Origin of the sequence: Aeromonas sp. WP2-W18-CRE-05 (assembly GCF_014168615.1) — a bacterium.
Lineage (GTDB): Bacteria > Pseudomonadota > Gammaproteobacteria > Enterobacterales > Aeromonadaceae > Aeromonas > Aeromonas caviae.
Genome location: NZ_AP021917.1, coordinates 3578809 through 3598219 on the forward strand (window position 1 = coordinate 3578809; position 19411 = coordinate 3598219).

Consider the following 19411-nt stretch of genomic DNA (forward strand, 5'->3'; position numbering starts at 1 on the left):
CATCCGTTAGCGGCTTAGCCCCGCCTCGTACCAGGGTTTGCTGGCGTTGACCACGCGCACCACCAGCAGCATGACCGGCACCTCGATGAGCACCCCGACCACGGTGGCGAGCGCCGCGCCGGAATGAAAGCCGAACAGGCTGATGGCGGCGGCCACCGCCAGCTCGAAGAAGTTGGAGGCCCCGATCAGGGCGGAAGGGCAGGCCACCGAGTGCTTCTCCCCCACCTTGCGGTTGAGCCAGTAGGCCAGCCCGGAGTTGAACAGCACCTGGATCAGGATGGGCACCGCCAGGAGGGCGATGACCAGCGGCTGCTCGATGATGGCGTTGCCCTGAAAGGCGAACAGCAGCACCAGGGTGAGCAACAGGGCCGCCACCGACCAGGGCTGGATGAGTGTCATGACGCCGTCAAAATGAGCCTGCCCCTTTCTCAGCAAGGCCTTGCGCAGCAGCTGGGCGAGGATGACGGGGATGACGATGTAGAGCACCACCGAGGTGAGCAGGGTATCCCAGGGCACGACTATGCTGGAGACCCCGAGCAGCAGCGCCACCAGCGGGGCAAAGGCAAACACCATGATGAGGTCGTTCACCGCCACCTGCGACAGGGTGAAGTAGGGATCGCCGTTGGTGAGGCGACTCCAGACAAACACCATGGCGGTGCAGGGGGCCGCCGCCAGCAGGATGAGACCCGCCACGTAGCTGTCCAGCTGATCCGCCGGCAGCCAGTCGGCAAACAGCACGCGGATGAAGAGCCAGCCGAGGAAGGCCATGGAGAAGGGCTTGACCAGCCAGTTGATGAAGAGGGTGACCCCGATTCCCTTGAGGTGCCCCTTCACCTGGTGCAGGGCGCCAAAATCTATCTTGAGCAGCATGGGGATGATCATCACCCAGATAAGCAGCCCCACCGGCAGGTTGACCCTGGCCACCTCCATGGCGCCGATGGCCTTGAAGAGGCTCGGCAACCCCTGCCCCAGACCAATGCCCACCAGGATGCAGAGGGCGACCCAGGCGGTCAGATAACGTTCAAAAAAGCCGATGGCAGGGGCTGCCTTGGCCTCACAGCTTGCAGACATGATGACTCCCGGTGCGATCCACGCTCGCACCCCAGGTTGAATAGATGAATGACACGGCACATGGGCATAGACAGCCCTGGCCCGTTACGACTCGCCGCAGCAGGGCGACGACCCCTCGGCGCGGGAAGCGCTGCCGGGCCCGGCGGGCAGCAGGCCGCACGCCTCGGGATGACCGGCGCAGCACTCCTCGGTGAGGTAGGCGATCACCCCCAGCATCAGGGGGATGTTGGCGCGATAGCGCAGAAAACGCCCCTCCTGCTCCACCGACAGCAACCCGGCGTTGAGCATCCCCTTGAGGTGAAACGAGAGGGTATTGGGAGCGATGTCGAGCTCGCCGGCCAGCTCCCCCGCGACCCGCCCCTCCAGCCCGGCCTTGACCAGCAGCCGCCACACCTCGAGCCGGATCCCGGAAGCCAGCGATTCAAAGACCTTGGTGGCCGTCTCTTTGTTCATGGGTCTCCCCCCTTGGATGCTTCATTTCAACTATACAAGAATTATTGAAATGATCAAAGTGTCACCACCGAGCCGACATCGCGACGGGACGAGCCGCCAGAGGCGCCGCCCCGGCCATGTCGTGCCCGCCAGCGGCCTCATGCCAGTCATATGGCTAATACATGTACAGGATCTTTAGCTACAACCAATTGAAATAGATAGAAAAAAGGCTTCGTTTGTGATCTGATTTAATCGCAAAAAAAAACCGACACGCCCGAAGCCATGACTATTATCAATGCAACCCAGTACCTCAAGCAACTTCTTAGCTCTTCTGAACTCAACCGGATCGGTAAATTTACCGGTTTTTGTCAGCGACTCCGGGATATCCAGCCTGCGAGACTACTCCCGGCTCTGCTCTCAGGGCTTGGTTGCGACAAGGTGGATGGTATTGCTGGTTTGCATCGCCATTTCAATGCGTTGCAGCTCCATGATACTGACCAAATAGCGTATAAACCCTTTCACAACCAGTTACGCAAGCAGGGTTTTCCCTTGTTCATGCGCGCACTGGTTGAACGAGCCATCGCCTTACGCCTCAAGGAGTGTCTACCGGACGCCCACGGACTGGCAGGCTTTGAGCAGGTACTGCTGCAGGACGGGTCGTCATTCGCGTTACATCCGCAATTGGCAGAACATTTCCCGGGCCGATTCAATAAGCACAGCCCCGCTGCGGTAGAGTGTCATATGACCATGTCCTTGCTGGACCAGTCGCCGATATCGATGAGTATCACGGCGGATACCGAATCGGAGCGCAAGCATCTTCCGGCCGCAAATTCGTTAAATAACAAACTGTTATTGGCGGATGCCGGTTACATCAGCCGCGAGTACTTTGCTGATGTGACCAAAGCCAAAGGAAGCTATCTGGTCAGAGGGAGTCAAAATCTCAATCCCAAAGTACAGGCAGCTTACCGACAGGACGGCAGGGAAATGCCCAAGTTACTCGGAAAAAAGCTCAAGGATATCGATCGGAGAAGCTGCAGAGCCGAGGTTCTGGATCTGGATGTGAGTTCGGGAAAGTATAAATATCGACTCATAAGACGTTGGTTTGCAGAGGAAAAACGGTTCTGTATATGGATGACCAATCTTCCGCGTGAGCGATGGCCAGCCGAGAAGGTGATGGCATTGTATCGTTGCCGTTGGCAGATCGAACTGTTGTTCAAAGAGCTGAAATCACATAACCGGTTGAAGGCGTTCGCGACACGACAAAAAGCGATAGCGGAAGGCTTGATCTGGGCTAGTTTGCTGGCCTTGCTGGTCAAACGTCGGCTGGCGCTGACGCTGATTGGCAGCGCGGAGTTATCGATGCTGAAGATTGCCAAAAACAGCGCGCTTTGGTTAATGCCGATATTGGCGAGCATCATCCATGGTGCGTGGCAGGAAATAACAGAGAAGTTGGAGTGGGCAATGGTGTATTTATCCAAAAACGGCAAAAAGAGTAGGCAGAGAAAATCCAAGCAAAACAACACGTTAGACGGTATTATTAATTCGCTTGCCGCTTAAGGTTCTGTACATGATGGCTAATATCTGGCCTCTCTTTATAAGGCACTCTTATGACCTTACCCCGGACAATCCTCCCGTTGGCCGCCCCGCTCACCGCGGCGCCCTGCCCCGCCGCAATGCCGCAGAACAACCCCGGCGCCGGATGCACCAAAAGGCGATGAAACGAGAGAGGGCCCCAGGGCCCCGCCGTCAGATGACGGGGCCTGGGGAATCCGGGAGAAACCGGGGAGGAGAGAGGGGCGCAATCAGGTGATCACGGGATCCCGATATTGCCGATGGATGGCACAAAACGCCTCCCGGCTTTGCAGCGCCGCCGCGACGCAGACAGGGTCGAACTGGCTGCCGGCATGGGTCTTGAGGTATTCAAAGGCCGTTTCGAGGGGCCAGGCCTGCTTGTAGGGACGCTCGCTGGTGAGGGCGTCAAACACATCCGCCACCGCGACGATGCGGGCTTCCAGGGGGATCGCCTCCCCCGCCAGTCCTTCCGGGTAGCCCTGACCGTCGAAACGCTCGTGGTGGTAGGCGATGATGTTCTTCAGCATGTCGGTGTGATGGATGCCGTCCAGGCCGAACTCGCGGATCATCAGGGCGATCATCTCCCGCCCCTTGAAGGGGTGGGTCTTCATCACCCCGTACTCCTCGGCCGTGAGCTTGCCCGGCTTGAGCAGGATGGCGTCGGGCACCGCAATCTTGCCGATATCGTGCAGCTCGGAAAAAAGGTGAATGAACTCCACCTCCTCGTCACTCAAGGGGTAATGGGCCGCCACTTCCCGGGCGATGAGCCGCGAATAGGCCGACATGCGGTGCAGGTGATTGGCGGTCTCCTCGTCCCGGTAGCGGCTGAACTCCCGCACCGTGGTCAGGGCCCCGTTCAGGGTCTGGATGGAGAAGAACTCCACCGCGATGATGGCCGCCAGGATCTGGGCATAGGCCGCCAGCTCACCGCAAATGGCGCCATCGAAGTAACCGGGCTCTTTGGCATCGCAAAACAGAAAGCCGAACAAGCGACTGTTGAGCAGCAGCGGCTCGGTATAGCTCGACGCGTACCCGGCCGCCAGCACTTTGCGGCTGTGCTCGGAGGGGGAGCCCAGCAGGGAATCCAGGGTGTCGAGCACCCTGGGCCGCTGGTGCTCGGCCAGGTAGCGCAGGGAAGGCACCTCGCTCAGCCTGACCTCGTACTGCAACAGCGGCGAGCCCCCGTCCGTGCTGTGGGCAAAGGTCTTGAGCTGGTCCGTCTGCGGGTCGTAGATGGCGATCGCCACCCGGCTCAACTTGTCAAAGCGCTGTCTGAGGGTGGCGTGCACGTTCTGCACTTTCTCACCAAATGAACTCTCCATCCCGCACATCCTTCTGATAGGCCTGTTGGGAGTATAGTGACACCCTTTTTGCCCCTCCTGCCAAATGGTGACGGCGCACAGGGATCGTGATCCCGCCCGCACCGGCGACGGCCCCCTCCCTGCCCGTGGTCATGTCACGCCCGCCCCACCCCGCGTCCCCGGACAAAGAGATTGTTCGCTTCCGACGTGTCGGCTGTATAGTTTTTGGTTAGCCATTCCGGTAAAATCCGCGCCCTTGAATAAGAGCCACCTAAGAGTGATTGAGCGATGTCCAACACAAAACAGGCCCCCAAAGTAGGATTCGTCTCCTTGGGTTGCCCCAAAAACCTGGTCGATTCCGAACGCATCCTGACCCAGCTGCGTACCGAAGGGTACGACGTGGTGCCCAGCTATGACGATGCGGAGCTGGTGGTGGTCAACACCTGCGGCTTCATCGACAGCGCGGTGCAGGAGTCCCTGGAAGCCATCGGTGAAGCCCTGGCCGAGAACGGCAAGGTGATCGTCACCGGCTGCCTGGGTGCCAAAGAGAACCAGATCCGCGAGATCCACCCCAAGGTGCTCGAGATCACCGGTCCCCACGCCTATGAAGAGGTGCTGGGCCACGTCCACAAATACGTGGAAAAACCCACCCACAACCCCTTCACCAGCCTGGTGCCGGCCCAGGGCGTCAAGCTGACCCCGCGCCACTACGCCTATCTCAAGATTTCCGAAGGCTGCAACCACCGCTGCACCTTCTGCATCATTCCCTCCATGCGCGGGGATCTGGTGAGCCGCCCCATCGGCGAAGTGCTGGCCGAAGCCAAGCGCCTGAAAGAGGCTGGCGTGAAGGAGATCCTGGTGATCTCCCAGGACACCTCCGCCTACGGCGTGGACGTCAAGCACCGCACCGGTTTCTACGACGGCATGCCGGTCAAGACCAGCATGGTGGCCCTGTGCGAAGAGCTGGCCAAGCTCGGTATGTGGGTGCGCCTGCACTACGTCTACCCGTACCCGCACGTGGATGACGTCATCCCCCTGATGCGCGACGGCAAAATCCTCCCCTACCTCGACATCCCGCTGCAGCACGCCAGCCCGCGCATCCTCAAATTGATGAAGCGCCCCGGCTCCGTCGAGCGCACCCTGGAGCGCATCCAGAAGTGGCGCGAGATCTGCCCCGAGATCACCCTGCGCTCCACCTTCATCGTCGGCTTCCCCGGCGAGACCGAGGAAGAGTTCCAGATGCTGCTGGACTTCATCGACAAGGCGGAACTGGACAGGGTTGGCTGCTTCAAATACAGCCCGGTCGAGGGTGCCAAGGCCAACGAGCTGCCGGATCCGGTGCCGGCCGAGGTGCAGGAAGAGCGCTTCCAGCGCTTCATGGAACTGCAACAGCAGGTCTCCATCCGCAAGCTGGCCCGTAAAGTGGGCAAAGAGATGCTGGTGCTGATTGACGAGGTGGACGAAGAGGGTGCCACCGGCCGCTCCGCCGCCGATGCCCCCGAGATCGACGGCCTGGTCTACCTGAACTGTGAAACCGGCCTCAAGCCCGGCGACATGGTCAAGGTCCGCATCGACGAAGCGGACGAGTACGACCTCTGGGCCAGCCTGGTGGAATAATCACGCCACTCCCCCTCAAAGCCAGTCGGTCTCACCGACTGGCTTTTTTAATGTCCGCCGCCCCTCAGGCTCTTGCATGCCCCCCTGTCATCCCCTGTCCCGCCCCTCATCACTGATCTCCCTCCCCTCCCTCTTTTCGCACGCGCCCGTGAACCAGCGCACACTTCTCTCCGCTCGCGTGAGTCGCTTGTTTCCTGCACAAAAATAAGCCGTGTCAACGGGGAAAAAACGAGCACGATCCAGCTCACATTATCGTTGTCACAGGGAGTGGCAAGGTGACTTTTTACTTTGTGAGAATTAATGCAACTGTATAATTTAAAAGGATTAAAAATACATTTTGACGATAATGACGTGCGCCGTGCAATTTTTACGATATCGACGAAATGAAGAGTTGTTGTTTTCCTGTTAATTCTGCTTTTCTAAGGGCGTTGGACGACACAACTACAAGGGTGCAAAACCTGACCAACAGCGAGGGCCGGTATCCAAGCATGCGATGTCGGTGCTCCATTCCAAAACCATGGAAGACCAATAAGAAAGGAAAAAATATGCTTGCCAAAGTATCCAAAATCGCAACCTCAGTCATGCTGGGAACTCTGCTTGCCGGTGCCACCGGCACAGCCATGGCCGCCGACAACAAGACGGTGCTGACCCTGGTTGCCCAGCAGGAAACCGCATGGGTCAAGAACTTCAACCCCTTCCTGCAAGCGGGTCTGCTCCACACCACCCGTCACTTCATCTATGAGCCGCTGGTGATCTTCAACGATATGCAGGGTGGCAAACCCGTCTATCGTCTGGCTACCCACTACGCCTTCAGCGATGATCTGAAATCCGTCACCTTCGACCTGCGCGAAGGGGTCAAGTGGTCCGATGGTGAAGCCTTCACCGCCGACGACATCCTCTTCTCCTTCAACCTGGTCAAGGCCGACAAGGCGCTGGACGAGCGCTCCATCTGGACCCAGATCAAGGGTGTCGAGAAGCTGGGTGACCACAAGGTCAAATTCGACCTGGCCGAGATCAACACCAACGTGGTGAACGACCTGGTGCTGGTGCCCATCGTGCCGGAGCATCAGTGGAAGTCGGTGAAAGACCCGGTGGCCTTCACCAACGACAAGCCGGTCGGGACCGGTCCCTTCACCGAAGTGGACAACTTCTCCGCCCAGCTCTACACCCAGTGCCGCAACCCGCACTACTGGGACAACGCCAGCCTCTCCATCGACTGCCTGCGCATGCCGCAGATGGCCACCAACGACCAGGTACTGGCCGCCGTGATGAAGGGTGACGTGGACTGGTTCGGCTCCTTCGTACCGGACATCGAGCGCCTCTACGTCGGCAACGATCCCAAGAACAACAAGTACTGGTTCCCCGCCTCCGGCACAGTGGCGTTCAACGTCAACTTCCAGAGCAAGAACCCGGGCAACCACGAAGCCTTCAACGACATCAACTTCCGCCGTGCCTTCTCCATGGCCATGGACCGCCAGTCCATGGTGGACATCGCAGGCTACGGCTACCCCACCGTCAACGAGTACCCGTCAGGGCTTGGCAAGGCATTCGCTTCCTGGGACAACCCGGACGTCGAGAAGAAGTACGGCAAGTACAACAAGTTCGACCTGGAAGGGGCCAAGGCCCTGCTGAAACAGGCGGGCTACAAGGACTGTGACGGCGACAAGTTCCTCGACACCCCGAGCTGCAAGAAGATCGAGTTCAAAGTGCTGGTACCGAACGGCTGGACCGACTGGGTCAACACCGTCCAGATCGGGGTCGAAGGCCTGCAGGCCCTGGGCCTGAACGCCAAGACCGCCACCCCGGAAGCCACCGTCTGGACCGAGTCCCTGATCACCGGTGACTTCGACGTCGCCCTGCAGGGTTACTTTGCCGGTGCCAACCCGCACAAGTACTTCGAGACCGCCTTCCACTCCCGTAACATGGGTGAGCGCGGCAACCGCTTCGCGGCGCCCCGCTACAAGGATCCCGAGCTCGACAAGCTGATCGACGACTTCACCCAGACCGCCGATGCGGCCAAGCAGAAGGAGATCATGTTCGCCATCCAGGAGCGTGTCGGGGCCAACCAGACCATCATCCCGGTGTTCAACAACCCGACCTGGTACGAATACAGCACCAAGCGCTTCAATGGCTGGTTCAGTGCCGACAACCCGGTCGCCAAGCCGCAGGTTCACCCGGACACTCCGGAGCGTCTGCTGCACGTGCTGTCACTCAAGCCAAACAGCTAATCACCCCGGCCCCCTGCGGGGGGCCCTCTTCCCCGCCATGTCTTCCATCCCCCGCACCTGCCGGGGTTGGGGGAGCTTTGCCCGGCGCGGGGCAGGCTTGCAGTAAAAGGTATCACCATGGGATTTATACTTAGACGCTTCTCCTTCTATCTGGTCGCCTTCCTGGTGGCCGCCACCATCAACTTCCTGCTACCCAGAGCCATGCCGGGAGACCCCGTCTCCGTCATGTTTGCCCGGGCCGGCGCCATGATGGAACCCGCCGCACTGGAAGCCCTCAAAGCCACCTTCGGTTTCGTGGACGGCCCCATCGGCACCCAGTTTCTCACCTATGTGAAGAGCGTCTTCACCTGGGATCTCGGCACCTCGGTGCGCTACTACCCCCAACCGGTTGCCGACGTCCTCGGCCGCGCCATCGGCTGGACCCTGTTCCTGGTGGGCACCTCCACCATTCTGAGCTTCTCCATCGGCTCCATCGTCGGCATCTTCGCCGCCTGGTACCGGGGCGGACGCATGGACAGCATCCTCTCCCCGCTCACCCTGGTGATGCAGGCCATCCCCCCCGTGGTGGTCTCCCTGCTCGCCCTCTTCCTGTTCGGCGTGAGCCTCGGCTGGCTGCCCATCGGCTACGCCTACAGCCCCGAGATCCCCGCCGATTTTGGCTGGGAACACATCAAGAGCATCCTGCTGCACGCCATCATGCCGGTGGGCACCCTGGCCGCGGTGCAGGTAGGGGGCTTTCTCATCACCATGCGCAACAACATGATCAACCTCCTGGGCGAGGACTACATCACCATGGCCAAGGCCAAGGGGCTCTCCAGCAACCGGGTGATCTTCAACTACGGCGCCCGCAACGCCGTGCTGCCCAGCGTCACCGCCCTCTCCATGGCGCTCGGTTTCGTCATCGGCGGATCCCTCATCACCGAGGTGATCTTCAACTACCCCGGCCTGGGACTGACCCTCTATCAGGGCATCCTGGCCCGTGACTACCCCCTCATCCAGGGGCAACTGCTCATCATGACCATCACCATGCTCAGCTTCAATTTCCTGGCGGACGTGCTCTACGTCTTCCTGGATCCCCGTCTGCGTACAGGAGGCAAATAAGATGCGTATGCCGACTATCTTGAAAATCCTGCTGGGTAACAAGAAGGCCGCCTTCGGCCTCGCCATCGTGGTCACCTTCGTGCTGATGGCCCTGTTCGCCCCGCTGCTCGCCAGCAACGAACCCACCAAGCGGGTCGCCCGCCCCCACCAGCCCCCCAGCGTGGAGCTGGTGATGGGATCGAACCGCATGGGCCACGATCTCTGGGCCCAGTTCACCAACGGCGCCCGCATCTCCCTGATGGTGGGCTTCGGGGCAGGCCTGCTGGTGTGCGCCCTGGCCATCACGGTGGGCATCACCGCCGGCTACTTCGGCGGCGTGGTGGACGAGTGCCTCACCTTCCTGATGAACGTGGTGCTGGTGATCCCGAACCTCCCCCTGTTGCTGGTGCTGGCAAGCTTCATCGGAGAGGCCTCCCCCATGGTCATCGCCCTCATCATAGGGTTGACCTCTTGGGCCTATGGCGCCCGGGTCATCCGCGCCCAGACCCTGGCCCTGCGGGAAAAGGAGTTCGTCATCGCCGCCGAGGTGCTGGGTGAACCGGCCTGGCGCATCATCCTGGTGGAGATACTGCCGAACCTCATCTCCATCATCGGGGTGAGCTTCATCGGCTCCATCATCTACGCCATCGTCACCGAGGCGACCCTGGAGTTCTTGGGCTTGGGCGACCCCACCGTCGTGAGCTGGGGCATCATGCTCTACAACGCCCAGACCTCGAGCGCCATCCTGGTGGGCGCCTGGTGGGAGATCCTGGCCCCCTGCTTCGCCATCGCCACCCTGGGGGCGGGCCTCGCCATGCTCAACTTCGCCATCGACGAAATCGCCAACCCGCAGCTTCGTTCCCACAAGGGCCTGCGCCGCTGGAAGCAGCTTGCCACTCCCATCACAGCTCAGGAGAAGACAGCATGAAGCCGCAACAACCCCTGCTGTCGGTGCGCCAGCTCTGCGTCGACTACATCACCGAGAGCGGCGACGTGCGCGCCGTCAATTCGGTCAGTTTTGACATCATGCCGGGTGAGGTGTTCGGCCTCGCCGGCGAGTCCGGCTGCGGCAAGTCCACGGTCGCCTTCTCGGTGGCGCGCCTGCACAAACCGCCCGCCTACATCAGCGGCGGCGAGATCCTGTTCAAGGGAGAGAACATCCTCGGCTTCGACGACGAGCGACTGCGCAGCTACCGCTGGCGCCAGGCGAGCGTGGTGTTCCAGTCCGCCATGAATGCGCTCAACCCCGTGCTGCGCATGGAGGAGCAGTTCTGCGACGTGCTCTTGGCCCACAACCCCGGCATGACCCGCTATGAAGCGATCAAGCGCGCCCAGGAGCTGCTGGAGATCGTCGACATCCACCCGAGCCGGCTCAAGGACTACCCGCACCAGTTCTCCGGCGGCATGCGCCAGCGGCTGGTGATCGCCATCGCCATGGCCCTCAACCCCGAGCTGCTGATCATGGACGAACCCACCACGGCGCTCGATGTGGTGGTGCAGCGGGAGATCCTGCAGAAGGTCTATGCCCTGAAAGAGAAGTTCAACTTCTCCATCCTCTTCATTACCCATGACCTCTCCTTGATGGTCGAATTTTGCGATCGCATCGGCATCATGTACGCGGGGGAACTGGTGGAGGTGGCGCCGGCCAAGGCGATCCTGACCGCGCCCCTGCACCCCTATACCCGGGGCCTTGGCAACTCCTTCCCCCCCCTGCACGGGCCCAAGACCGTGCTGGAGGGGATCCCTGGCAGCCCACTCAATCTGCTGGAGGTGCCAGTGGGCTGCCGCTTCCAGGCACGCTGCGCCAAGGTGCATGAGCGCTGCCGCCAGGAATATACCCGGCTGGCCGAGATCCGGCCCGGCCAACAAGCTGCCTGCCACCTTCATGAGGCAGCAGAGGAACAACCGGATCTTCCGATCCATCTGGACAAGGCCGCTGGCTGTTAAGGATGTCTGTCATGCAAATCGCCCAAACCGACGCGCCCATCATCGAGGTCCAGCACCTCTACAAGGACTTCGCCGTCAACTCCAACGCCATCAAGAGCGGCAAGATGCGGGCGCTGTCCGACATCACCTTCAACCTGCACCGGGGCCGCGCCCTGGCAGTGGTGGGGGAATCCGGCTCCGGCAAGAGCACCATCGCCAAGATCATCGCCAAGATGTACAAGCTCTCCAACGGCCGCATCCTCTACCGTGGCCGGGATCTGGAGGAGTTCAACAAGGGCACCGCCCTGCTGGACTACCGCCAGAGCGTGCAGATGGTGTGGCAGGATCCGTTCGGTTCGTTGAATCCGACTCACACCATCTACCACCACATCGCCCGCCCCCTGCTGCTGCACAGCAAGGTGAGCGACAGGCGGGATCTGCCCGACATGGTCTATGGCCTCCTTGAAAAGGTGGGGCTCACCCCCGCCAAGGCGACCGCGGCCAAGTACCCGCACCAGCTCTCCGGCGGCCAGCGCCAGCGGGTCAACATCGCCCGCAACCTGGCGGTGGAGGCGGAAGTGGTGCTGGCGGACGAGCCCACCTCCATGCTCGACGTCTCCATTCGCATCGGCATCCTCAACCTGATGGAGCAGATGAAGAACGAGCTCGGCGTCTCCATGCTCTACATCACCCACGACATCGCCACCGCCCGCTACGTGGCGGAAGATCTGGCGGTGATGTACGTGGGTCACATGGTGGAGTGGGGAGAGGTGGACGAGATCCTGCACCACCCCCAGCACCCCTACACCCAGTTGCTCATCTCGGCGGTGCCGGATCCCGAGAAGAGCATCCACGCCGAGCTGGAGGGAGGCCGCAAGGGGGAGATCCCGCTCTGGACCCCGGAATCCCGTGGCTGTCCCTTTGCCGGGCGCTGCCATCAGGCCATGCCCCGCTGCAAGGAGAGCCTGCCCCCGGTGACCCGGCTCGCCGACAACCACTTCGTGCGCTGCTACCTCCACGAACAGGGGTAAGCAGGCCCGCGGCCGGGCGCCGTCGCCCGGCCATGCCTCGCGTCGGGGCCGCAAGGCCCCGCAATGAGCCTCGCCCGTCAGGGGCGAGCCTTCGGAGTAAGACCTTGATGGAACTTTTGATCAACCAGGTGGGTTACGAATGTCACGGGGAGAAGAGCGCCCTGCTGCAGTGCGGCGCCGACCTCGATATCCGCGGCCATGTCAGGTTGCTGCGCCAGGAGGACGACCACCTCCTGCTGGAGACGCCGCTGGTGGCGGCGGGAAGTGTCCCCGGCTGGCAGGGGCGCCACTACTGGCGGGCCGATTTCTCCGCCTTCACCGAGCCCGGCCACTACCGACTGGAGGCCGTCGTGACCACGGGAGCGCAGGAGCGTCTGGTGCGATCCCCCCCCTTTGCCATCGACCGAGGGCTGCTGGCGCGCCGCTGCCTCTCCGATGTCATCCACTACTTCAAGGGACAACGCGCCAGCGGCACCTTCGACCGGGCGGACCGCAGGGCACGCCTCTTTGGCACCGATCAGCGCCGGGACGTACATGGCGGCTGGTTCGACGCCAGCGGCGACATGAGCAAGTACCTGAGTCACCTCTCCTACGCCAACTACCTCAATCCCCAGCAGACCCCCATGGTGGTCTGGTCCCTGCTCAAGTGCCGGGAACTCCTGGCGACACGTCGTGACATCCACGGGATGAACCTGTGCAAACGGCTCAATGACGAGGGGCTGCACGGGGCGGATTTTCTCTGCCGGATGCAGGACGAGAGCGGCTTTTTCTACATGACCCTGTTCGACAAGTGGAGCAAGGATCCCGAGCAGCGAGAGCTGTGCGCCTATGCGACCCAGCAGGGGATCAAGTCCGCCCGCTGGCAGGCGGGTTTTCGCCAGGGGGGCGGCATGGCCATCGCCGCCCTGGCCCGCGCCGCCCGGGAACCGATTGGCGGCGACCTTGACACAAGCCAGTACGCCGAAGCGGCCAGACGCGGCTACCTGCACCTGCGCGAGCACAACCTCGCCTACCTGGATGACGGGGTCGAGAACATCATCGACGACTATTGCGCCCTGCTGGCGGCGGTCGAGCTCACCAGAACGCTGGGCGCCGAGTGGCTCGCCGAGGCGCGGGATCGGGCCGGCCGGCTGTGCGCCCGCCAGCGCGCCCACCCCGATCTCGGCCACCATTGGGCCGCCAACGACGATGGCTCTCGCCCCTACTACCACGCCGCCGAAGCGGGCCTGCCGGTGCTGGCGCTGCTGGAGTATCTCGCCATCGAGCCGGATCCGGCGCGCCAGTGGGCGGCCAGGACCGTCGCCGAGCAGGCCCTGGCGGCCGAGCTGGCTCTCGCGGCCCGGGCAGGCAATCCCTTCGCCCTCGCCCGCCAGTATGTGAAAGGTGTCGGCGAAGAAGCGCGCATCAGCTTCTTTATGCCCCACCACAACGAATCCGGTTACTGGTGGCAGGGGGAGAACGCCCGGCTGGCGTCGCTCGCCACCATGGCATTTGCTGCCGCACAGCACCTGCCCGGGCAGAGCGCACTGCTGCGCACCTTCGGCCAGCAGCAGCTCGACTGGATCCTGGGGAGAAACCCCTTCAACGCCTGCATGCTGGCGGGTCAGGGCATCAACAACCCGGAATACACCGCCGGCTACCCCAATGCGCAGGGGGGGATCTGCAACGGCATCACCGCCGGTTTCGATGACGAAAATGACGTGGCCTTTATTCCAGAGGCGTACAAGGATCGGCTGGATCAGAACTGGCGCTGGGGGGAGCAATGGATCCCGCACGCCGCCTGGTTCGCCCTGGCCATCACCTGGCAGAGCGCACAAGGAGGCCACCATGATTGAGAGCGGTTCACACATCACTGGCACCGGGGAGAGCCCTGGCTCCTCCATACCGCCAGCCAGGTTTACCCTGGCCGTCACCTGGCAAAGCGCGCAGGGAGGCCCCCATGATTGAGTTCTGGGTCGGGGTGGACGGCGGCGGCACCCACACCCGGGCCCGCATTCGCAACAACGCAGGCAAGCTGCTCGGCGAGGGGCGCGCCGCCGGCTCCAATCTGGAGCTGGGCATCGCCCTCGCCCACGGCCATGTGCTGGCTGCCATCGATCAGGCCCGCATCGACGCGGGTCTGCCCAGTGAGAGCGAACAGCGGATGGGAGTCGGGCTCGCACTCGCCTCCGCCGAGCTCGCCGACTGCTACCACGCCATGCTGACCATGCCCTTCCCGTTTGCGCGGGTGAAGCTCACCTCCGATGCCTTTGGTGCCTGCCTCGGCGCCTTCGACGGCCAGGAGGGGGCCATCCTGATCGCGGGCACCGGCTCGGCGGGTCTCATCTACCGGGAGGGACGCCTTCGCACCTGCTCGGGTCGCGGCTTCCCCGTCTCGGATCTCGGCAGCGGCGCCTGGCTCGGGCTGCGCGCCATCCAGCAGTCCCTGCTCTGCCACGACGGCATCCTGCCCCCCAGCACCCTGGCGGTGCGCCTGATGGATCACTTCAAGCGTGATCAGGCCGAGGTGGTGCGCTGGGCTGCGCGCGCCATCCCGGCCGACTATGGCCGCTTCGCCCCCTGGGTATTCGATGCCGCGAGCGACGGGGACGAGCTCGCCACCGCCCTGCTGGATGAGACCTGTGCCCAGCTCGGCATGCTGCTGGAGGGCATGACCCAGCTCGGGGCAGACCGGATCGCCCTGCTGGGTGGCATCGGCACGCGCCTCGCCCCCCGTCTGGGCCACTTCCATCTAGTCGCCCCCAAGCGCGACGCGCTGGAGGGGGCCATCCTGTTTGCCAGGACGGAGGCGCTGCCATGTCTGCATCCCTGAGCCTGGTCGGGCCGACAACACCTGCGGGACAGGTTCCCGTTTCCTTCACCCCATCAGAGGAATTCCCATGTCCGCACCCCTGATCCACACCCGGGTCGATCACCGTGATGGTGACGATGTCTGGTTTCGCTTCACCCTGAGCCAACTCCCGGCCACCCCCTGGAAACTCCACTTCTGCCTCGCCCGCCAGATCGATCCCCACTCGATCGAAGGGGGCGCTCTGGAGCGCCAGAGCGGCAGTTACAAGGTCATGGTGCCCCACGAGGGGGTGAGCGAGCTGCGCTTCTGCTGTCGCAACACCCCGCTCAAGCATGACTCCGATATGCCCAAGGGTTTCTTCCTGAGCCTGGAGAGCAAGGGACAGCTGCAACCCCTGGTGCTGGAGGGGGAAGACCTTGGCCTGACCAACCCGCCCTCCCCGGGCCCCGACCTGCCACAGGTGGAGGCCGTCAACGGCCTCGTGCCCCAGCCCGCCCACCTGATTTATACAGAAGGCAACTTCCGGCTGGCCGAGCGGGCCCACGTCGACGGCCCCATTCCCCTCGCCTCCCTGCTAGCCCATTTCAACGAGCTGACAGGCCTGGCCCTGACCCAGGATCACGATGCGGAGATCCACCTCGTCGAGGCGACACTTCCCCCCGAGGGGTATGAGCTCACCATCACGCCGGAGGAGATCGTCATCCGGGCCGCCGGCGAGGCGGGCTGGCGACACGGGCTGGTGAGCCTGGCCCAGTGGGCGCTCCAACACGGAGAGAGCCTGCCCTGCCTGACGGTGCGGGATGCACCGCGCTTCGGTTTTCGCGGCATCTTCCTCGACTGTGCCCGCCACTTCCACTCCATCGCCACCCTCAAGCGCCTGCTCAAGCAGATGAGCCTCTACAAGTTCAACCGCTTCCACTGGCACCTGACCGACGACGAGGGGTGGCGCCTGGAGATCAAGGCCTTCCCCCAGCTGACCGCCGTGGGAGCCTGGCGCGGCCATGGCCTGGCGGTGGGGCCCCAGCTGAGCGGCGGCCCCGACCCTTATGGCGGTTACTACACCCAGAGCGAGGTGCGCGAGCTGGTCACCTACGCCGCCGGGCTTGGCATCACCATCATTCCGGAAATAGACATCCCGGGGCACTGTCACGCCGCCATCAAGGCGCTACCCGAGCTGCTGGTGGAAGAGGCAGACCGCTCCCGCTACCTCTCGGTGCAATATTTCGACGACAACGTGCTTAACCCGGCCCTGCCCGGCACCTATCGATTCCTGGACGCCGTGATGGACGAGGTGTGCGATCTCTTCCCCGGGAGTCAGGTTCACATGGAGGGGGACGAAGTGCCCACTGGCGTCTGGACCGACAGTCCCGCCTGCCAGCAGCTGATGGCCGAGCAGGGGTATCAGGATTGCCGCGAGCTGCAGGGGCACCTGCTGCGCCACTGCCAGCAATACCTGGCCCGCAAGGGCAAGCAGATGCTGGGGTGGGAGGAGATACTGCACGGTGACAAGGTGAGCCGGGAGGCCACCGTCTTCGCCTGGACCAGCTTCCAGGCCGGCCTGGATGCCGCCGCATCCGGTTACCCCGTGGTGATGGCGCCTGCCCAGCATCTCTATCTGGATCTCGCCTGGAGTCAGGACATCCACGAGCCGGGACTCTACTGGGCGGGTACCCTCAACCTGGCGCAGGTGTATGCATGCGATCCTGCCCCGGCCGATTTCCATGCCAACGATAACATCCTGGGGGTGCTGAGCCCCTTGTGGTCGGAACTGATCACCTCTCGCGATCGTCTCGACTACATGTTGTTCCCGCGCATGCTGGCCACGGCAGAGGTGGCCTGGAGCACTCCCGCCCGCAAGGTGTGGGAGCACTTCGTCGCCCGTCTGCCCGGCCAGCTGCACATCCTCGACCAGTTGCAAGTGCGTTACCGGGTGCCACAGAGGTAGTGTTATCTTTTTCTTTTCGGCGACCTTTTGGTCGCCGTTTTTTTACCCATCGACAACAAAAACCCAACCTAGCCCCTACTTTTCATCTGCCTTTGTTGGCAAAATAAGGCCCCCGATGAAACCAGACAGGGGATGCACCTCCCTGCGGTTCCGCCACAATAACAATCAGCAAACAGATCGGAGCTTACCCTTATGGCCCGCAAACACGCCCAGGTCGTGGACAGTGAAGTGGAATTTCCCGCCGACGTGCAACTCGTCTCCACCACGGATCTGCGCGGCGTCATTACCTACGCCAACCCCGCCTTCTGCCGCATCGCCGGTTATCAGGTCGATGAACTGGTCGGCCACAACCACAACCTGGTTCGCCACCCCGACATGCCCAAGGCCGCCTTCGCCGACCTCTGGGATCGCCTCAAGGAGGGCAACCCCTGGCGGGGAGTGGTGAAAAACCGCTGCAAGGATGGCCGCTATTACTGGGTCGACGCCTACGTCACCCCCATCTACGAGCACGGCAAGATAAGCGGCTACCAGTCGGTGCGCTGCAAGCCCGACCCCCAGCTCAAGCAGGCAGCCGCCCAGGCCTATCGGGCCCTGCTTTCGGCCGAGCAACGGGGCACCCCGGCCCGGCCCTCGCTGCGCCGTTTCAGGCCGCTGATGCTCGGCCTGCCGCTGCTGGCGCTGCTGGTCTGGGCCGCCCTCACCCAGGGCCCCCTCACCGCGCTGCTGATGCTGCTTCCCCCCCTCGCCATTGCGGGCGCCTACTGGCGCGAACTCATCGCCCTGCCCCGCTATCTCAGGCAGCTCGGTCAGCAATATGACAGCCTGACCCGGCTGGTCTATTCGGGGGATGCCCCGGGGGCCATCGCCGATTTTCACCTGAAGATGCTGCAGGCCCGGATCCGCACCGTGCTGGGGCGGGTCGACGATGCCACCCATCCGCTTCAGGCCCTGGCAACCGATCTGCAGGACTCCTCACACCGCGCCTTCCTCGACATCAACGAGCAGGATGCCCAGACCCAGCAGATGGCGGCCGCCATGACCCAGATGGCCAGCACCGCCCACGAAATCGCCCGCAACATCCAGGACACCAACGGCCAGGTGACCGAGGCACGCAGCAGTTGCCAGAGCACGGTGGAACAGCTGGATCAGACCCAGCAGCAGATGAACAGGCTGGCCAGCCAGGCGGAGCAGGCCTTCCACTCCGCGGTGGAGCTCGCCAGCGAGTCGGAGCGCATTGGCAGCGTGATGGGTGAAATCCAGGGCATCGCCGAGCAGACCAACCTGCTGGCCCTCAACGCCGCCATCGAGGCCGCCCGTGCCGGCGAGCAGGGGCGCGGCTTTGCGGTGGTGGCGGACGAGGTGCGCACCCTGTCGACCCGTACCCACAAGGCGACCGAGCAGATCCAGGGCAGCATCAGCCAGATCCAGCACACCCTGGAGCGCTGGCAGGGCATGATGCAGGACAACCTGGCCCAGACCCGGGAATGCGTCGAGATGACCCGCCAGGGATCAGGCAACCTGCACCTGGTGCTGGGTGAAATCGATCAGGTGACCGAATTCTCCACCCAGATCGCCGCCGCCGCGGAGCAGCAGCAGGTGGTGGTGGAGGAGATCAGCCGCAACATCCACCAGATCTCCGAATACTCCCGCGCCAACAGCCAGAAGATCCAGGCGGTGGACGACTCCAGCCAGGAGCTGCTCAGGCGGGCCCGCGAGCTCAGGGGACTGAGCCAGACCTTCGGCTGACAGATTGCAAGCCCCATGACAGAAGCGCCACAATGGCGCTTCTGCTGTTTTTGACGAGCCATCATCATGAGAACGAACGCGCCCCCCCTGGACAAGACGGCCCGCATCGAGGCGATCCTGGCCCTGATCCCCCCCGGCCGCGTGGTGAGCTACGGCCAGGTGGCGGATCTCGCGGGCCTGCCCGGACGAGCACGACTGGTGGGCAAGGTGTTGCGGGAAACCGACAAGGTGCTGCCCTGGCACCGGGTGCTGGGGGCGGCAGGCACCATTTCGCTGCCAAAAGGATCCGCAGGCTTTGACAAGCAAGCGGGGCTGCTGCAGGAGGAGGGGGTGCCCGTGATTGGCGGGCGGGTCAGGATGCGGGAGTGGCAGTGGCAGCCCGACCTGGCCGAGCTGCTCTTTCTGGTTCCCTTCTGACGAGGCTGGCACGCCCCGAAGGGATGGGGGCTCTTGCAACAAAGGGAGGGCCTCTGTGGTCGCCCTCCGTCACGTTCTCTTCCCTAGTCGCCGGCAATGGGCCCCAGAATGTCATCGCTGCGCACCTGTACCGGGATGGTCTCATCCTCCCGTTGCAAGAGCACCAGCAGACTCTGTCTGTCCACCTCCAGCACATAGGCTGTCCCTTCACGGGTCAGGCAGGTCATGCCCGGCCGTATTTCATGTATCTCCAT

At 62.9% G+C, this 19411-nt stretch carries 16 protein-coding genes; 12 read left to right on the forward strand and 4 right to left on the reverse strand.

Translation table 11 applies throughout. From position 1 onward, the window contains the following. Positions 1–6: 6 nt before the first annotated feature. Positions 7–1071, reverse strand: a complete 1065-nt coding sequence (gene arsB, locus H7R73_RS16625) for an ACR3 family arsenite efflux transporter (RefSeq protein ID WP_103259755.1) — start codon at positions 1069–1071, stop codon at positions 7–9. Between the two features lie 84 nt (positions 1072–1155). After that, on the reverse strand, positions 1156–1524 hold the full coding sequence (locus tag H7R73_RS16630; protein WP_039039917.1) for an ArsR/SmtB family transcription factor: 369 nt from the start codon (positions 1522–1524) through the stop codon (positions 1156–1158). Positions 1525–1785: 261 nt separating this feature from the next. Between H7R73_RS16630 and H7R73_RS16635 the strand changes: the two genes are divergently transcribed. Continuing rightward, entirely contained in the window at positions 1786–3060 is a 1275-nt protein-coding gene (locus H7R73_RS16635) for an IS4-like element ISApu2 family transposase (RefSeq protein WP_011191341.1), read from the forward strand. A 245-nt stretch (positions 3061–3305) separates the two neighbouring features. Here the strand turns inward: H7R73_RS16635 and H7R73_RS16640 are convergent, their stop codons facing one another. Next, on the reverse strand, positions 3306–4397 hold the full coding sequence (locus H7R73_RS16640) for an HD domain-containing phosphohydrolase (protein ID WP_041215594.1): 1092 nt from the start codon (positions 4395–4397) through the stop codon (positions 3306–3308). 267 nt (positions 4398–4664) lie between these two features. On the opposite strand from H7R73_RS16640, the gene rimO reads away from it, so the two are divergent. The 11 genes from rimO (at position 4665) to H7R73_RS16695 (ending at position 19157) form a co-directional block, all read left to right on the forward strand. Then, on the forward strand, positions 4665–5993 hold the full coding sequence (gene rimO / locus H7R73_RS16645; RefSeq protein ID WP_103259754.1) for a 30S ribosomal protein S12 methylthiotransferase RimO: 1329 nt from the start codon (positions 4665–4667) through the stop codon (positions 5991–5993). A 545-nt stretch (positions 5994–6538) separates the two neighbouring features. Beyond that, on the forward strand, positions 6539–8221 hold the full coding sequence (locus tag H7R73_RS16650) for an ABC transporter substrate-binding protein (RefSeq protein WP_103259753.1): 1683 nt from the start codon (positions 6539–6541) through the stop codon (positions 8219–8221). Between the two features lie 117 nt (positions 8222–8338). Then, positions 8339–9322, forward strand: coding sequence for an ABC transporter permease (locus H7R73_RS16655; RefSeq protein WP_010673905.1), 984 nt, complete (start codon positions 8339–8341; stop codon positions 9320–9322). A 1-nt stretch (position 9323) separates the two neighbouring features. After that, positions 9324–10229 (forward strand): ABC transporter permease, encoded by a 906-nt coding sequence (locus H7R73_RS16660; RefSeq protein ID WP_010673904.1) that lies wholly within the window; start codon positions 9324–9326, stop codon positions 10227–10229. Further along, positions 10226–11248, forward strand: a complete 1023-nt coding sequence (locus tag H7R73_RS16665; RefSeq protein ID WP_042015838.1) for an ABC transporter ATP-binding protein — start codon at positions 10226–10228, stop codon at positions 11246–11248. The genes H7R73_RS16660 and H7R73_RS16665 overlap by 4 nt, the downstream gene beginning before the upstream one ends. 11 nt (positions 11249–11259) lie before the next feature. Further along, complete coding sequence (locus H7R73_RS16670; RefSeq protein WP_103259752.1) at positions 11260–12258, forward strand: ABC transporter ATP-binding protein; 999 nt, start codon at positions 11260–11262, stop codon at positions 12256–12258. A gap of 107 nt (positions 12259–12365) precedes the next feature. Further along, entirely contained in the window at positions 12366–14093 is a 1728-nt protein-coding gene (locus tag H7R73_RS16675) for a glycoside hydrolase family 9 protein (RefSeq protein ID WP_103259751.1), read from the forward strand. Between the two features lie 104 nt (positions 14094–14197). Then, complete coding sequence (locus H7R73_RS16680; RefSeq protein ID WP_103259750.1) at positions 14198–15070, forward strand: BadF/BadG/BcrA/BcrD ATPase family protein; 873 nt, start codon at positions 14198–14200, stop codon at positions 15068–15070. Positions 15071–15137: 67 nt separating this feature from the next. Then, positions 15138–16994, forward strand: a complete 1857-nt coding sequence (locus H7R73_RS16685; protein ID WP_182951333.1) for a beta-N-acetylhexosaminidase — start codon at positions 15138–15140, stop codon at positions 16992–16994. A 192-nt stretch (positions 16995–17186) separates the two neighbouring features. After that, the gene (locus H7R73_RS16690; protein WP_103259748.1) at positions 17187–18740 is read left to right on the forward strand and encodes a methyl-accepting chemotaxis protein; all 1554 of its coding nucleotides are present in this window, start codon (positions 17187–17189) and stop codon (positions 18738–18740) included. 66 nt (positions 18741–18806) lie between these two features. Further along, positions 18807–19157 (forward strand): MGMT family protein, encoded by a 351-nt coding sequence (locus tag H7R73_RS16695; protein WP_039040524.1) that lies wholly within the window; start codon positions 18807–18809, stop codon positions 19155–19157. Between the two features lie 83 nt (positions 19158–19240). Here the strand turns inward: H7R73_RS16695 and H7R73_RS16700 are convergent, their stop codons facing one another. Next, positions 19241–19411 (reverse strand): hypothetical protein, encoded by a 171-nt coding sequence (locus H7R73_RS16700; protein WP_164882955.1) that lies wholly within the window; start codon positions 19409–19411, stop codon positions 19241–19243.

Coding starts and splice junctions, on each gene's coding strand:
- H7R73_RS16630 (WP_039039917.1), bottom strand. CDS start 1,524: ATGAACAAAGAGACGGCCACCAAGGTCTTTGAATCGCTGGCTTCCGGG.
- H7R73_RS16685 (WP_182951333.1), top strand. CDS start 15,138: ATGTCCGCACCCCTGATCCACACCCGGGTCGATCACCGTGATGGTGAC.
- H7R73_RS16695 (WP_039040524.1), top strand. CDS start 18,807: ATGAGAACGAACGCGCCCCCCCTGGACAAGACGGCCCGCATCGAGGCG.
- H7R73_RS16665 (WP_042015838.1), top strand. CDS start 10,226: ATGAAGCCGCAACAACCCCTGCTGTCGGTGCGCCAGCTCTGCGTCGAC.
- H7R73_RS16660 (WP_010673904.1), top strand. CDS start 9,324: ATGCGTATGCCGACTATCTTGAAAATCCTGCTGGGTAACAAGAAGGCC.
- rimO (WP_103259754.1), top strand. CDS start 4,665: ATGTCCAACACAAAACAGGCCCCCAAAGTAGGATTCGTCTCCTTGGGT.
- H7R73_RS16655 (WP_010673905.1), top strand. CDS start 8,339: ATGGGATTTATACTTAGACGCTTCTCCTTCTATCTGGTCGCCTTCCTG.
- H7R73_RS16635 (WP_011191341.1), top strand. CDS start 1,786: ATGACTATTATCAATGCAACCCAGTACCTCAAGCAACTTCTTAGCTCT.
- arsB (WP_103259755.1), bottom strand. CDS start 1,071: ATGTCTGCAAGCTGTGAGGCCAAGGCAGCCCCTGCCATCGGCTTTTTT.
- H7R73_RS16700 (WP_164882955.1), bottom strand. CDS start 19,411: ATGGAGATACATGAAATACGGCCGGGCATGACCTGCCTGACCCGTGAA.
- H7R73_RS16670 (WP_103259752.1), top strand. CDS start 11,260: ATGCAAATCGCCCAAACCGACGCGCCCATCATCGAGGTCCAGCACCTC.
- H7R73_RS16650 (WP_103259753.1), top strand. CDS start 6,539: ATGCTTGCCAAAGTATCCAAAATCGCAACCTCAGTCATGCTGGGAACT.
- H7R73_RS16640 (WP_041215594.1), bottom strand. CDS start 4,397: ATGGAGAGTTCATTTGGTGAGAAAGTGCAGAACGTGCACGCCACCCTC.
- H7R73_RS16690 (WP_103259748.1), top strand. CDS start 17,187: ATGGCCCGCAAACACGCCCAGGTCGTGGACAGTGAAGTGGAATTTCCC.
- H7R73_RS16675 (WP_103259751.1), top strand. CDS start 12,366: ATGGAACTTTTGATCAACCAGGTGGGTTACGAATGTCACGGGGAGAAG.
- H7R73_RS16680 (WP_103259750.1), top strand. CDS start 14,198: ATGATTGAGTTCTGGGTCGGGGTGGACGGCGGCGGCACCCACACCCGG.